This window comes from Pseudanabaena minima str. Chao 2107 (assembly GCF_051131155.1).
GTDB classification, from domain to species: Bacteria; Cyanobacteriota; Cyanobacteriia; order Pseudanabaenales; family Pseudanabaenaceae; genus Pseudanabaena; species Pseudanabaena minima.
On record NZ_CP159508.1, the window covers coordinates 1887664 to 1902886 of the forward strand.

Genomic DNA, 15223 nt, shown 5'->3' on the forward strand with positions numbered 1-15223 from the left:
AATTTAGGTCGCGACTGTAGTTTTGGGAAGAGCAACACAATCTTCAGGCATCCATGAGACATAGACCTGACTATCAAAGGGAGGAGTCTTTTCGCCTTGGTGATTAGAACGTACTAGCATGATTCTGACGGGCGGCACATTTTCGCTAGCATGTAAATCCACTACAAACTGAGAGTGATCGCCGAGATACAAAACATTATTGAGAATACCGCGATAGGTATTGTAAGGCTGATTAGGATATTCGGTGGAAAGCTTGATTTTTTCGGGACGCACACTGACCACTGCTTCGGGAATCGGCAACCAATGCTTAGGTTTTGCCGCCACGATCGCTAAACCTGTAGATGATCGCAACTCGACAAATGCCCCATCCTGCTCGATCACTCGACATTCAAATAAATTTGTTTCGCCCACAAAATCGGCAACAAATGCTGAAGAGGGACGATCGTAAACTTCCGCAGGTGTGCCAATTTGCTCGATTCGACCTTGATTCATAACCGCAATTCGCGAGGAAATTGCTAGAGCTTCGCCTTGATCGTGGGTAACCATAATGAAGGAAATCCCCAGCTCATACTGCAAGTTGGATAACTCCACCTGCATTTCCTTGCGGAGTTTAAAGTCTAGGGCAGCTAATGGCTCATCTAACAAAATCACTTTGGGGCGATTGACGAGGGCGCGAGCGAGAGCCACCCGTTGCTGCTGACCACCTGATATTTGATTAGGATAGCGATCGCTCATGTGATCAAGTCGGACTTGCTTGAGTGCATCTTTCGCCCTTTGTTGGATTTCTGGCTTAGGCACACCTTTAACTGACAAGCCAAACGCAACATTATCGAAGATGGTCATGTGACCAAAAAGAGCATAGCTCTGGAAAACCGTATTCACAGGTCGCTGATAGGCGGGAATATAGGTCATTGGATTGCCTTGAATCAGCACTTCACCTGCTGATGGTTCTTCAAAGCCTGCAACTAGCCTCAGTAAAGTCGTTTTGCCACAACCTGATGGTCCCAAAATGCTAAAAAGCTCACCGCGTTGGACTTGCAGATCGACACCTTGGACAACAGTATTTGTCCCGAACATTTTAAATACTCGCTGTAGCTCCACATCAGGGACTGTACCCGTTGGCGTGGCGAACTGTTTAGCAGTGGTTGACTGTGCCATGTTATGTTCAAACGTCTACTAATGTGTCACTAAGTCTCTCGCATTTTAGCGCGTTGTAGCTGATAAATGAGTTGTAATGTCAGCGCAATTATTACAGAAATTTGTCCAGCGAATGCCAAAATAATATCGGAAAGTTTGATATTTGACACAACAAACCAAGGATATCCAAAAAACAACCATAGTCCAGCATAGCGATCGGGACTAATTGATAGACTAGCCATAATTAAAATCGGTAGAAAAATTAATGCAGAGATGATCCCTGTCATCCATGCTGACGGGTTGCGTGTCTTCAAAAACAAAACCAACTGGGCGATTAGGGCAAACAAAAACATGGTGAGCGTAAAAGAGGCTAATACCACCATGGCTTTATCTCGCTGGGCTGAGTTGTTCCACGTGTTGACCCAAATTAAAATAGGGACTTGCGTAAATACAAGATTGAGGGCGATCGCGATCGGGGTTGGGCTTTTATCTGACCAAATCAAATCGCGCAGAATATAGCCAATTCCAGTCGGATGCTCCTCTGTCGTCGATAAGGCTCCAAATCTTACCCAATCTAAGAGAGCCTGTCTGTGCGGGGTTAAAGCAGTAATTGCTATAAACAATAAAAAACAATTGGGAATGTAAATAATCAGTAACAAGATGAACTGAAATTCTCCAGAAAAACCCTTATCTGCAAACCCTGTCTGCACACAAAAGCCAAGCATCAAGATCTCTAGATAGGTAGTGGCGACATAGCTTTGAGCTTTACTAACCAAAGTGGCATTGGGATTGTGAAAGCGGCGTTCTAAGATTCGCCAAATGGCAAAGCTCACAATTGCTAAGTTGCTAATCGTAAAAATATGTGAAGTCCAAATATTCGATGTAATTGGCAAATACCACCATTCAGCTTGAATTGGGTCGATCCGTCCACCTACTAAGACTTTGCTAAAGGAACTCCATGTTGTGAAGATATTCCACCACATGAAAGCAGGGGCAATCCAGATAAAGGTAATAAATGAAAATAACAATGCGCCTGCGGATACCTGTCCACCAAATTTGGCTTGCCAACCACTGAGTAGAGCAAGTAACAGAGCAGCACTAAATAGTAGAAATGCTGTCCCAATGATCAGTACGTAAAAGCTGCATAAAAAGGTGATCGGGACATTTGCCCCGATCGCGGATGTTAAGTGATAAGGAATTGATAGTCCGATACTGATATAGGCAAGCAAGGGCACACCCATGATCTTGCCCATGAGAATATTGATGCTCGATCGCGGACTGATGCGAATAAAGTTAAGCGTGCCTTTATAGTCTTCTAAAGAGAGGTCGGCTACGAGGCTATAGACACCTGCTAGAAATAGAACAAACGGCTCAGTCCAAGTAATCACTCGAAACTGCTCTAGCCACCAATCTTGCCAAGATGCGGCACAGCCAAAACCACGGATTTGGGCATAACACTCTTCATTAGGTATGCGTTGGCTATAGAACAAAAGCAACAAGACCTGAAACAGTAACGATAAGCCGATCGCCACGATCAGATTACGCAATTTCAGCTTGCCCCGAATCTCCCGCAATAGTTGCGGATTCCAGTTACCAATGCGATCAAACCAAGATGCTGCTTGTGGGGAATTTGATGAAGAATCATTCATAGGTTTTCTATGTAGGCGATCGCTAATTAATCAGGTTATTTTTCCCGCTTAGCAGCAAGAATAACCTGATTAATTTACGGATTTTCTGAACATCTCAATCAAAGGCTTAGTCAACCAGTGTGAGCCAATCTTCCATTGGTGCTGTAGGGTGGGCATTCTCAATAAATATGCTAATCGCCGCATCACATGGGCAGGTAATCCATCTATACTAAACTTGCCAAAAATGGAAGCAGTTGCGCCGTCAATCCCTAAACTAATAAATTCTCCGAGGGGAATATAGCTAAAGGGAACCAGTGCTTTTTGATTCAGGCTTGCCCAAATGTTCCAAGCACAATATTGGGACTGCTGGAAGGCTACCTGTGCGGTAGCAGGGACAAGGCTAGAATTCGAGTCAAAACAACTTGCTAAGTCACCGATCGCAAATACATCAGGGTAGTCCTTAACTTGTAGGGTTGTCTCCGTGGTGATCGTGCCTTGACGACCATGCTCAAGTGGTAGATTTTGGAGCATTTTCGAGAAGGTGCTACCAACTGTCCACATCACAATGTCAACGGGTAAAGTATCGCTTCCATCGCTGTAGTCGAGGGTAACTTCACCGTCATTTACCTGCAAAACTCGCGTATTGAGATCAGTCCAGACACCACGTTGCGAGAGGGCAAGTTCCGCAATTTTACGATTTGCGTCTGTGGAGTTACTTAAGATTTTGTTATTGCGATCAACTAGACGAACGCGACCACGATCTTTAAGGCGATCAGCAATTTTACAGGCAAGTTCTACGCCACTGCTACCGCCGCCTGCGATACAGACACGAATTTTGTCACGATTGGAGGCTTCTAATAGTTCTAATTTGCTATTAAGGCGATAGAAGTCATTGAGATTACGGAATGGAATTGCATATTCCTCCGCTCCAGCAACAAGGTTCATCGGTGTTTCCCCACCGATCGCTAATACAAGGCGATCATAGGTCAGAATACTACGCTGACCAATATTAATTTCTACTTGCTTAGTGACTAAATCGATATTGGTAACTAAGCCTTGCACAAATTGAATGCCAGTATCGGCAAGTAATTCGGCAAATGTTGGGGCAATCTCCCATTCCTGCATTTCTCCTGTGACTAGCTCATAGAGAAATGGTGTAAAGAGGAAGCGATCGCTTTTATCGATCAGGATAATTTCAGGCATGACCGCCCAAGGTAAGCGAGATAGATTAAGCGCAGTATACAAACCGCCAAAACCACCACCAAGAATACAAATTCGTGTCATGTGAAAATCCAATTTGTTTTTTACATCTTATCGCAAAGGTTAGAAAAGGGGCGCGAAGCTCTCCTTTTCTAACCTTTCCTTACAGGTGTGCGGCTCCGCCGCACACCTGTAAGGAAAGAAGTAGCATATTAACTTTTGGTTAACCCTAGGTTATCTGTTTTCACTTGCTTTCATACACTATCATCCGATATGTTGAAAACGTTGCTATTTTTAGGTTTGGGGGTTGTGTGGTCAAATCTGTGTTACTGGCTCAGCTATCAGAAGAGCAATCCCTGATGTGGCACAATGCCCTATCGTCACATCAATTAGAAGTATGGGCTGCACCTGAAACCGAAGATTTACTTAAATTGCTTGATCAAAAGCGGCAGTCAAAACAGAGTTTACCGCAACTGATTATTTCTGATATTGGCATTCGCTATGGGGGTGGGACTTCGTTACTTGCTACTGAGCTTTGCAAATGGTGTGCCGATCATGCCCCAGAATTAAAGGTTTTATTGGTTAATCCTCGCCAATCCCAGATCAAAGAAGTGGAAAAGCGTTGGGCAATTCGTCGTGGTGCGATCGATTTATTACCAAAGATATCTCTAGAAAACTTAAATTCTGCGTTTAAGGTGGCTGCCCAAGCATTAGCGATCGAGATTAAAACAGAAGCATTAACCTCTGCGATTAGCAATCTAAAGTTGCAACAGTATCAACCTGATCGCGGCGCAGTTAAGGGTAAAAATATTCGGCAAACAGCAACTCAAGAGTTAGCTCGCAAAATTGCAATGATTCCATTGATGGTGATGGCAAGTGAGCCTGAAATGGATTCAGGTATTGATTCATCACCACAAAGTTCAAAGCGTCAATTAGCTCTTGACTCTACTATTGCCGAGTTACATTTGTACAATACTAAGGTTGATTTAGCACAAACAGGGGAATTTGCGCGTCAGCTTTTTAAAGACGATCCTCTGCTACCTGCACTCATTGTTTACGAGCAAGATCAATATGTGGGTATGTTGTCTCGTCGGAGATTTTTAGAATGTTTGAGTCGTCCCTATGCCCTTGAACTATTTACTAAAAGACCTTTGAGAGTCCTCTATGAGCAAGTTCCGATTGAAGTCCTTAAGTTACATGGAAACACTTCGATCGTAATGGCTGCTCAACTAGCTCTGGGACGTGCTAACGATGAAATTTATGAGCCTGTGATTGTCCATTTAGATACCGATACTTATTCAGTACTGGATGTCCATGATTTGTTGCTGGAGCAGTCACATATTCATGAACTAGCCACCAAGTTGTTGCGCGAACAGACCCAAACAACGATGTTCCAAACTGAAAAGATGGCGAGTTTGGGGCAGATTGTGGCTGAGGTATCTCATGACATTCGCAATCCTGTATCGGCGATTTATGGCAATACTGAATGTCTCTTGACCTACATTGAAGGGGTAATGAAAATTTTAAGAGCCTATGAAAAGGAATATGGAACTTCGGCAACAGTAATTAGTGAAACCCTTGAGGCAGTTGATTGGGACTTTGTGCGTTCTGACTTACCGCAGGTGGTGAAGAGTATCCAGTCTGGGTCAAGATATTTGCGACGACTGGTTGACACTTTACAATCTTTATCACATATGGAGGATCATGCTAATCCAGAGGCGATTAGTTTGATTGACTGTGTGGAAAGCAGTTTGACGATTCTTAGTGGCAGAATTAGGAATGTTCAGATTGTCAAGAATTATATTGATCTACCCAAAATCAATGGATATAGCGATCGCATAATTCAGGTGTTTATGAATCTGATTAGTAATTCTCTTGATGCATTGGTGGATTTAAGGTCTCATCCTGATTTGATCAGACAACGTGATCATCTTATTCTTAAGGAAGAGAGTAGCCATGAGCGGAGTAATGTCCAGACTGAATCAGAAATTACATGGCAGCCTTTAGTGATGATCACATCGGCGATCGCCGAAATTGATAATCGTAATTGGATATCGATTAAAGTTGCGGATAATGGGATGGGAATTCCTAAGGAAATCCAAGATCGTATTTTTGATAATTTCTTTACTACCAAGGGTCAGGGGCATGGTACGGGGCTGGGTTTAGCAATCTGCCACCAAATTATTACGCAGCAGCACAATGGCAAAATCGTTTTGCGATCGCCTTATCTCAATAATCAGGGTGATGTCACGATTGGAACTGAGTTTGAAGTATTGTTACCAATTAGTTAATGGAACCACAAGATATTTTTAAAAGTGTTGCAGAGAAGCACTTTTAAAAATATCTTGGATTTTGTTTAGGCGCAAAGCTCTGAGTTAGTCTGTTGAGCAAGGTGAGTGCTAAGCTATAGCTGAAGTGATGCTCGCTATAAACCTATGTTTACTGAAGTTCAAATCGAGAACTACAAGTCAATCCAAAGCCTCAAGATCGGTTTGGGTCGGGTTAATGTGTTCATCGGTGAGAATGGTTGCGGTAAGAGCAATATTTTAGAAGCGATCGCTTTAGCTGGTGCAGCAGCAGGTAATAAGTTAGATAATGAGTTTTTAGCTCCTAGAGGAATTAGGGTTACTGAACCCGAATTTATGCGATCAGCTTTTGACAAAGAGAATATTACAAAAGAAATCAAAGTCAATTTAAGAACAATAGATCAAGCTGCATTTAATTATGAAATAAAGAACGATAACAAGCCATTTTCTAAATGGTATAGCACTAGATTGTTTCACTTTTCTAAGCAACAAGTAGAAGATATCATTAAAGATACAGATAGCCATCAAAAGTTACTAGATTCAATAACAAAACTTCTTAATAATCAAAACGATGAATATGAAGAAACATATAATCCAAATGCTTTTAGACTAAGAGACTTTTTGATTTATTCGCCAGAAAACTCAATGTTACGAACTTTTGAAAAAGAAGGACAGATCCAGCCTTTAGGCATTAATGGAGAAGGCTTATTCAAACTAATAAAAGTTTTAAGTTATAGTCCAAGAAAGCTTGATACTATCAAACAAAAGCTTCAAACAATTGATTGGTTTGATAATTTCAAAATACATCAAAATTCTGATATAGAGAGAAATATTCAGATTAAAGATAGATATTTGGATAAAGAACTACCTTACTTTAATCAAAGAAGTTCTAATGAAGGTTTTTTATTTTTGATGTTTTATTTTGCTTTATTCGTCAGTGATGATACACCCAAGTTTTTTGCGATTGACAACATCGAAAATGCTCTAAATCCTAAACTATGTACAAGATTAATCCAAGAATTAGTAGAGCTTGCAAAAAAATATGATAAGCAAGTTATATTCACAACACATAACCCTGCGGTCTTAGATGGATTAGATTTACAAGATGATGAACAAAGGCTTTTCACGATTTATCGCAATATTGATGGACATACAAAAGCTAAAAGAGTTTACGCACCTGAGTCATTAGATGATGACGAGCCTGTACCATTATCAGAAGCATTTATGAATGGCTACATTGGAGGACTGCCTAATAACTTTTAATATGAATAATCCAAAGAATCCATTTGCAGGAATTGCAGAAGGCATAACCGATCAGAAAGTAATTGATAATATCTTAGTAGGATATTTCAATAATCGTGATATTAGTATTAACTGGCTCCAGCCAGCTAGAGCTGGTAAGAGTGGAGGTCATGGAGAAGTAACTAACTATTGTCGCTCAAGAAAATTTAAAGCTGTATTTGATAGAAATGAATATGTGATTATTCATATAGATACTGATATTTCCCTAGAATTAGGTGTGCCTCACAACAATGAAAATGGTCATCCATTTTCACCAGAACATCTAATTGAAAGGGTTATAGCTAAGTTCAGAGAAAAAATCGGTGAAGATATCTATAACCAGTTTGCTAACAATATTATTTTTGCGATCGCAGTTCATTCGATAGAATGCTGGCTACTTCCTCTACATTCTAAAAAGGCAAAATCAGAAACTAATGATTGTCTAAGCATTTTAAGTAAAGTTTTTCCTGAGATGAAGAAAGAAAAAGACTATAAACATTATCAGAAAATCTCAATGGAATATTCCAAAAATGAATCTTTGTTAAACCTTTATTCAGAAAATCCTAGCTTGAAAATTTTTATTGAAGAACTTCAAAAGCGACCAATTGTAATCTCAGAAGAATCATAACTTCTATCAATTTATTAGCCTTGTAGGTCACTAGTCACAGCTCCCACTTGCGAAAATAGAGAATAAACTGCATCCATTAATTGTCCAGCACTTGATATAACTACTTGCCCAAAATCCGTCAGACTTAGCCAAATATCCACCCCAACATAAACCTTTAAGTAAATTGCTACTAATACTAGTGATATTGCAGCGATCGCAAATTTACCGACTAACTTCGCTAGAAGTTCTAAAATTGCAGAAGTTGCCCAGATTGCTGCCCCAAGTGCGATCGCCCCAAGAATCAAGCTTAGAGTTTGATTTGTTTCCATGTAAAAATGATCTCCTGTTTAGACAAGTATAGCGCTCTTGAATTTATCTTAGACCTAGGCAAAAAAGCCGTATCTAAATAAACAAAGAAAGTAAATCAACTAAGTAGCTAGACATAAGTAAACTAAAAACCGAGAAGTTTGTTCCGCCCGCTACGCGGGCGGAACAAACCCTGGTTTTGGGTTTTAATTAAGTTGAGCTACTTATTCTATTTGCATGTAAAAATTTGTATAGATATTGAATCTTTATTAAGCATAAATTGGACGATATCTCAGCTATATCCATATAATTGAGTCGCTGAAATTAGCAATATATAACAGGTGTGAGGGAAAAATCATGCAAATCTACTGGACAATCAATCAAATTCCAGAGTTACAAGGTCTATCACCCGAACAAACAAAACAAGCATGGCAATTTTGCTACAAGAAATATGCTTTCAAACATTGGCAAAGCTTGGTAAGTCTATTGGTGGTAGGAATTCTTGCTGGCGTTGGTTCAAGATTTGGAGTGATTGGTGCTGCAATTGGTGGTGGGCTAGGAGGTGGAATTTTTGGTCTCACCGCCACAAATGTACTTCGCCCTCATTTACAAGACTATGTGAATACACACTTCAAAAATACTAGTTCTTCAACAGACTCATCTCCTGATAATCCATCAAATCTCGATCAATCAAGTAAGTAGCTCAACTTAATTAAAACCCAAAACCAGAGTTTGTTCCGCCCGCTACGCGGGCGGAACAAACTTCTCGGTTTTTAGTTTACTTATGTCTAGCTACTTAGTGATTTCTAGTTCGCAACTTTATTAGCAGAATTACAAAATTTCTCCCAGAGAAAAGAAAGAAAGCGCATAGCACTTTCTTTCTTTTAACAACAAAGAGTGTGAGGCGGCGCTTCGCGCCGCCTCACACTCTTTATTCTTTGATTTGAGTAATGGAGGAATACCTTCTACATATCATCAGTTAATAATTACTAGCCGTCTTACGGTGATGAATTGCCGTTAAACCGTTAGCTTGTAACAGCTTGCCATTCTCCACGATCGCATAGACAATCCAATGATCGCCACATTCCATCCGTTGGGCAACACGACATTCTAAATAAGCCAATCCATCAGGCAAAACCAGACCACCTTCTGTTGGCTCCACCTCTACATCCTTAAAACGATCTTCCCCAGGTGCAAATTTTTTCATGAAGTGCTTGCGGAGTTGCTTGCCCTGTTCAAGGATATTCAAGACAAAGCGATCGCCTTCATATAAATAAGATTCGATCGCCCGATCTTTCGCAACTGCGATCGTCAGTCCTGGGGGATTAAAAGTTGCTTGCGAAACCCAAGAAGCGAGCATAGCTGTCGAGATTTCGCCACGCTTCACTGTTAAAACACACAAGGAGCCAACAATACGTCCCACCGCTTGTTCAACGGTGCTACCAGGATTGAGCGTAGTCCGCACTTTTTTCGCTTTTTTCAGGGCTTGAGCAAAATCCGTACCTGTCTCTTCACAGACCTGTAATGTCGCCTCAGTGGGTGTGAATTTAATCCGAATCGGCTCAAAGGCAAGAGTATAGCCAGCGTCCTTTAACTTGCCAGCAATAATATCTACGGCTTCACCACTCCAGCCATAGGAACCAAACACACCTGCCTGATAACTTTTTGTAGCTGTAGATAAAACTATGCCCAGAGCCGTTTGTACCTGCGTTGGTAAATGACCACCAAGAGTTGGCGAACCAATCAAGAAGCCAGAAGATTTTTCGATCGCTGTCTTGATTTCCTCTGGTTCCGCATTTTCACAATTGATTAACTCAACCGCAACCCCTGCCTTAGTGATACCTCTTGCTAAAGCATTAGCGATCGTGGTGGTGTTGCCATATGCCGAGGCAAATAGCAATGCTACAGAAATATTTTGCTGCTTCTGGGCTTCACTCCATTGACGATAGAGATTTACCAATTCATGCAAGCCATTTTTTAACATTGGTCCATGTCCGGGGGCATAGAAAACCGCAGGATAATCGCTTAACTTATCAAGGGCTGCCTCAACTTGGCGGACTTGGTTCGCCATCGTACTATCGAAATAGTAGCGACGATCGCCTAATAGATAACTCCACCCCTCATCAAATACCTGATCGCCGCAAATATGCGCCCCAAATAATTTATCAGTATATAAAACCTGCGTTTTTGAGTCGTAAGTACAAAGCTCGTCAGGATGGCGTGGTGTAGAAGTGGGAATAAACTTGAGAATATGACCTTTGCCCAGATCAAGGGTTTCTTCGCCCCGCACGACCTGAATTTTAAGATCTTTGCCAAATGTCTCTTCTAGACTTTGACGTAAAGCGATCGCCCCTGGATTAGTACAAATAAAAGTGATGCGACGATTTATTTCTAGTAAAGCCTTAAGTGTCTCAATACGGTTTTGGTTGACATGTCCAAGAATAACGTAACTAATATCACCAATATTGATGCGTTGGCGTAACTCGTTTAAGTAAATCTCTGTAAATGTCCCACCAGGCGGATCAATCAAAGCTAACATAGTCCCTTGAATTAAGAAAGAGTTAGCAGTAGTGCCTTTTTCAAGAGCATATTCAATTTCAAAGCGTAAGCGATTCCAACTGCGCGATCGCAAAGCAAAGGTTTCTGCGGCAATATAAATCGCTTGTACATCGCGGGGTTTATTTCTAGGCACGATCGCTGTCTCCAAACTATTAAGCTGACGACTTTGCCATAGGGCTATGAGCAAATTTCGTTATCTCAATCATAGCGATCAAGTGATCGCAGGTGTTGAATTATTTAATTCGCGATTCTTATCAAGTAGATGAGAAATATTTAACTAGAGTAATGATGATCGTAGCAGCCATAAATCGTTACAGTTATTTGCTCTTAGATCAGGCAAGATCTATATTCTAGGGACTTTGCAATGTGTTGTATCAAAATCAAAATAAATCACCAGTCTTTTTAAGTGTTTCTTCACAACAAATTTAAATATCAATTAAATATCAATGGAGAAAAGTATCATGGCAACTCAAGACAAAGGCTGTTCAATTGTTCCATATTTCAAAATTGCTACGGGAAAAATGGAAGAGTTTAAGGCAATATGCGATCGCTTTGTAGCACAGACTAAAACTGAGCCAAAATGTCTTTACTATGGATTCAGCTTTTGTGATGACATTGCTCATTGCCGCGAAGCCTATGCAGATGCTGAGGCTCTACTGTTTCATCTGCAAAATGTAGATAGCATTTTGCAGGAAGCCCTTCAAGTTGCCGAGCTTTTTCGTTTGGAAATTCATGGATGCGAATCAGAGCTAGCTAAACTCCGAGAACCATTAGCTCCTTTTAATGCGCAATTTTTTGTCCTCGAATATGGATTTCGCAACTAAGTAGCACTACAGTATTTTGTGCTTTCTCAAAAAACAAGAAATTCTTTAAAAGTGTTGCTTTACAACACTTTTAAAGAATTTCTTATACTCTATAAAGCTCAAAGATCCTGCAATGAGAATTATCTATAGCAGTCTTATATCATTTGTGGATTTTTTTTGTTTGTGGAAGGACACCCCGAAGGGGTGTCCTTCCACAAACAATTTAGGATTGCTATATAAATATTGCTATTCTTATTGGTTCAAAATATCAGTTAAAAACACGAGATAATTTATTAGAATAACCTAGAAAAATCAATAACTAATCTCTACATATTCTAGATCTACTAACTAATGTCAATCTTTGCGAAGCTTGGTGAACAAATGTAATGACGAGTATATTTGGCGCTTCTATAGTAGATATAATTAGAAAGTGTCAAAGGCTTCAGCAGTGTCTATATCGAGTATAAGGTCTTGATTATAGAACTTAACAAATGAGTTGTTTGTCAAAATTTTCTTGATTAAGTTTTTTAACTAATATTTAAGTCTTTAAACTTAATCCTTATTGATACCAGAATCGATCTAATCATTAATTTGATTAGGGAGTTAAATCATCATGACTAGCTCAACTTTTGTTTCAGAAACATCTAGAACTGTTCCTAAAGAACAGGCTCTAATACTTTGGTTTGAAGAAGTGGGAATTGCTGATATTCCCCTTGTGGGTGGGAAAAATGCGTCTCTAGGGGAAATGATTCGCCAGCTTCAACCCAAAGGTGTGAATGTTCCCAATGGATTTGCGACCACTGCCTATGCTTTCCGTCACTTTATCGAGAAGGCTGGATTGGAAGTCAAATTACGCGAACTCTTCGCCGATCTCAATATTGAGGATATGAATAACCTGCGCGATCGCGGTCGCATGGCACGCGCATTAGTCCTCAGCACGCCATTCCCCGACGATCTGCAAATGGCGATCGCTATGTCCTATCAGAAGCTATGCGATTGCTACGAATGCGGCAAAGAATCTGATGTTGCCGTCCGTTCTAGCGCCACTGCCGAAGACTTACCCGATGCCAGCTTCGCAGGACAACAGGAAACCTATCTCAATGTCTATGGTGCGAATGAAGTTGTCGATGCTTGCCATCGCTGCTTTGCCTCACTATTCACCGATCGCGCCATTTCTTACCGCACGATCAACGGTTTCGATCATTTCGATATAGCCCTTTCTGTCGGCGTGCAGAAGATGGTACGTTCCGATCTCGCATCCTCTGGCGTGATGTTCTCCATCGACACAGAGACAGGCTTTAAAAATGCAGCATTAATCACCGCCGCCTATGGCTTAGGTGAAAATGTAGTGCAGGGTGCAGTCAACCCCGATGAGTATTTCGTTTTCAAACCAACTCTCAAACAAGGCTTCCGTCCGATTCTCGAAAAACGCCTCGGTACAAAAGAAATCAAGATGGTCTATGACATTGGCGGCGGTAAGCTGACCAAGAATATTCCTGTCCCAGTTTCCGAACGAGTCAAGTTCGCGATTACCGATGACGAGATTCTCAAACTAGCAGAATGGGCTTGTATCATCGAAGATCACTATTCAGAAGTACGCGGCAAGCTGTCACCGATGGATATTGAATGGGCGAAAGATGGACGCACAGGGGAATTATTCATCGTGCAAGCAAGACCTGAAACCGTACAGTCGCAAAAGTCAGGCAACATTCTCAAGAATTACAAACTGAATGGCTCCAGCAATGTCTTGATCACAGGTCGTGCTGTGGGCGAGATGATCGGTCAAGGCAAAGCGAATGTAATTTTGGAAGTCCATAACATCGAAGATTTCCAAGCGGGTCAAGTACTAGTTACCAACAAGACTGACCCTGACTGGGAACCAATCATGAAAAAAGCAAGTGCGATCGTCACTAACCAAGGTGGACGCACCTGCCACGCCGCCATCATTGCAAGAGAAATGGGTATTCCTGCGATCGTTGGTTGCGGCAATGCTACAGGCGTTCTCAAAACTGGTCAGGAAGTCACGATATCCTGCGCTGAAGGTGAAGAAGGCAAAGTTTACGAAGGGCTAGTTCCCTTTGAAGTAATCGAAACTTCTCTCGATAATTTGCCTACACTTTCTACCAAAATCTTGATGAACGTGGGCAATCCCGAAGAAGCGTTTGGCTTATCTTCCATTCCCTGCGATGGTGTTGGCTTAGCCCGTATGGAATTCATCATTGCTAACCATATCAAGGCTCATCCTCTTGCCCTGATGAACTTCGACACCCTCGAAGATAAAGCGGCTAAATGGGAAATTTCCCAATTGACGGCACGCTATGAAAACAAGGCTGACTTCTTTGTAGACAAGCTGGCTCACGGTATCGGCACGATCGCAGCAGCGTTTTATCCCAAACCTGTTGTAGTCAGAATGTCCGACTTCAAGAGCAACGAGTACGCCAATCTACTCGGTGGTCGCGCCTTTGAACCTACCGAAGAAAACCCGATGATCGGCTGGCGTGGTGCATCTCGCTACTACGATCCGAAATACCGCGAAGCCTACGGTTTGGAATGTCAAGCTCTGAAGCGCGTCCGCGATGACATGGGCTTAACCAATGTGATTCCGATGATTCCTTTCTGTCGCACTCCTGAAGAAGGTCGCAAGGTGCTTGCGGAAATGGAAAAACATGGATTGAAGCGTGGCGAAAATGGTTTGGAAGTCTATGTGATGTGCGAAATCCCCAGTAACGTGATCTTGGCGGATGAGTTCTCCCAAGTCTTTGATGGCTTCTCCATTGGTTCCAATGATCTCACCCAGTTGACTCTCGGCTTGGATCGCGATTCTTCGCTCGTTGCCCATATCTTTGATGAACGCAATGAAGCGGTTAAGTCAATGGTTCGCACGGTTATTCAAAAGGCTAAGGCAAACCACCGCAAGATCGGCATTTGTGGTCAAGCACCTAGCGATTATCCTGAGTTTGCCAAGTTCCTTGTCGAGCAAGGCATTGACTCGATCAGTCTCAATCCTGATTCTGTCTTGAAAACGATGCTCGAACTTGCAAAAATGTAAATAAAAAAGCGGCGCTAAGCGCCGCTTTTTTTGTACTAAAAATTATGGGAAATAGCGATAAATTTCTTTGCGATGCAATACCCTAGAAAATGTAACAGTTTCACCTTCAAAAATCACTCCAATTCGATAATCCCCTACTTTGATTCGATACGCATTTTCATACCCCTGTAGCTTTTTGACATTTTTGATATCTGCTAACCCAGCAAGTTTTGGAATCTCCTCAAATACAAGGCTGTTTATGGGTTTGAAGTAAGGTGTACTTCTGAGAGCCTTAAGTTCTTTAAGAAAGCTAGGAAGATAATTAATACCAAAACACAAAGAAGAGGCAACAGATGATATAAGAGAAA

Annotated in this window: 12 protein-coding genes; 6 read left to right on the forward strand and 6 right to left on the reverse strand. The window is 41.4% G+C overall.

The features are described from left to right. Positions 1–3 precede the first annotated feature (3 nt). From ABM313_RS08325 to ABM313_RS08335, 3 genes are all read right to left on the reverse strand, one after another. Complete coding sequence (locus ABM313_RS08325) at positions 4–1158, reverse strand: ABC transporter ATP-binding protein (protein ID WP_434687211.1); 1155 nt, start codon at positions 1156–1158, stop codon at positions 4–6. A 29-nt stretch (positions 1159–1187) separates the two neighbouring features. Then, positions 1188–2786 carry a hypothetical protein gene (locus ABM313_RS08330; protein ID WP_434687213.1) on the reverse strand — a complete coding sequence of 533 codons (1599 nt, stop codon included), beginning with the start codon at positions 2784–2786 and terminating at the stop codon, positions 1188–1190. Between the two features lie 69 nt (positions 2787–2855). After that, positions 2856–4049: an NAD(P)/FAD-dependent oxidoreductase gene (locus ABM313_RS08335; RefSeq protein WP_434687215.1), complete on the reverse strand. Its 1194-nt coding sequence runs from the start codon at positions 4047–4049 to the stop codon at positions 2856–2858. A gap of 227 nt (positions 4050–4276) precedes the next feature. On the opposite strand from ABM313_RS08335, the gene ABM313_RS08340 reads away from it, so the two are divergent. The 3 genes from ABM313_RS08340 (at position 4277) to ABM313_RS08350 (ending at position 8180) form a co-directional block, all read left to right on the forward strand. Next, on the forward strand, positions 4277–6256 hold the full coding sequence (locus tag ABM313_RS08340) for an ATP-binding protein (protein ID WP_434687216.1): 1980 nt from the start codon (positions 4277–4279) through the stop codon (positions 6254–6256). A 144-nt stretch (positions 6257–6400) separates the two neighbouring features. Beyond that, a complete protein-coding gene (locus ABM313_RS08345; protein WP_434687218.1) occupies positions 6401–7534 on the forward strand; it encodes an AAA family ATPase in 1134 nt (377 codons plus the stop codon). A gap of 1 nt (position 7535) precedes the next feature. Beyond that, on the forward strand, positions 7536–8180 hold the full coding sequence (locus tag ABM313_RS08350) for a phage tail protein (protein WP_434687220.1): 645 nt from the start codon (positions 7536–7538) through the stop codon (positions 8178–8180). A gap of 14 nt (positions 8181–8194) precedes the next feature. On the opposite strand, the gene ABM313_RS08355 is transcribed toward ABM313_RS08350, so the two are convergent. Next, a complete protein-coding gene (locus ABM313_RS08355; RefSeq protein WP_434687222.1) occupies positions 8195–8488 on the reverse strand; it encodes a hypothetical protein in 294 nt (97 codons plus the stop codon). Positions 8489–8822: 334 nt separating this feature from the next. Between ABM313_RS08355 and ABM313_RS08360 the strand changes: the two genes are divergently transcribed. Next, on the forward strand, positions 8823–9167 hold the full coding sequence (locus ABM313_RS08360) for a hypothetical protein (RefSeq protein ID WP_434687224.1): 345 nt from the start codon (positions 8823–8825) through the stop codon (positions 9165–9167). A gap of 277 nt (positions 9168–9444) precedes the next feature. Here ABM313_RS08360 and ABM313_RS08365 read toward each other — a convergent pair whose 3' ends face one another. After that, a complete protein-coding gene (locus ABM313_RS08365; RefSeq protein ID WP_434688420.1) occupies positions 9445–11157 on the reverse strand; it encodes a diflavin flavoprotein in 1713 nt (570 codons plus the stop codon). A 328-nt stretch (positions 11158–11485) separates the two neighbouring features. Here ABM313_RS08365 and ABM313_RS08370 point away from each other — a divergent pair, with 328 nt between their 5' ends. Continuing rightward, positions 11486–11848: a putative quinol monooxygenase gene (locus ABM313_RS08370; protein WP_434687225.1), complete on the forward strand. Its 363-nt coding sequence runs from the start codon at positions 11486–11488 to the stop codon at positions 11846–11848. A gap of 592 nt (positions 11849–12440) precedes the next feature. Then, a complete protein-coding gene (gene ppsA, locus ABM313_RS08375; RefSeq protein WP_434687227.1) occupies positions 12441–14876 on the forward strand; it encodes a phosphoenolpyruvate synthase in 2436 nt (811 codons plus the stop codon). 42 nt (positions 14877–14918) lie between these two features. Here ppsA and ABM313_RS08380 read toward each other — a convergent pair whose 3' ends face one another. Continuing rightward, a complete protein-coding gene (locus ABM313_RS08380) occupies positions 14919–15194 on the reverse strand; it encodes a type II toxin-antitoxin system RelE family toxin (RefSeq protein WP_434687229.1) in 276 nt (91 codons plus the stop codon). Positions 15195–15223 lie beyond the last annotated feature (29 nt).

Excerpts from the sequence above, each read along its gene's own strand:
- ABM313_RS08325 (WP_434687211.1), bottom strand. The coding sequence starts at position 1,158 with ATGGCACAGTCAACCACTGCTAAACAGTTCGCCACGCCAACGGGTACA.
- ABM313_RS08330 (WP_434687213.1), bottom strand. The coding sequence starts at position 2,786 with ATGAATGATTCTTCATCAAATTCCCCACAAGCAGCATCTTGGTTTGAT.
- ABM313_RS08335 (WP_434687215.1), bottom strand. The coding sequence starts at position 4,049 with ATGACACGAATTTGTATTCTTGGTGGTGGTTTTGGCGGTTTGTATACT.
- ABM313_RS08345 (WP_434687218.1), top strand. The coding sequence starts at position 6,401 with ATGTTTACTGAAGTTCAAATCGAGAACTACAAGTCAATCCAAAGCCTC.
- ABM313_RS08350 (WP_434687220.1), top strand. The coding sequence starts at position 7,536 with ATGAATAATCCAAAGAATCCATTTGCAGGAATTGCAGAAGGCATAACC.
- ABM313_RS08355 (WP_434687222.1), bottom strand. The coding sequence starts at position 8,488 with ATGGAAACAAATCAAACTCTAAGCTTGATTCTTGGGGCGATCGCACTT.
- ABM313_RS08360 (WP_434687224.1), top strand. The coding sequence starts at position 8,823 with ATGCAAATCTACTGGACAATCAATCAAATTCCAGAGTTACAAGGTCTA.
- ABM313_RS08370 (WP_434687225.1), top strand. The coding sequence starts at position 11,486 with ATGGCAACTCAAGACAAAGGCTGTTCAATTGTTCCATATTTCAAAATT.
- ppsA (WP_434687227.1), top strand. The coding sequence starts at position 12,441 with ATGACTAGCTCAACTTTTGTTTCAGAAACATCTAGAACTGTTCCTAAA.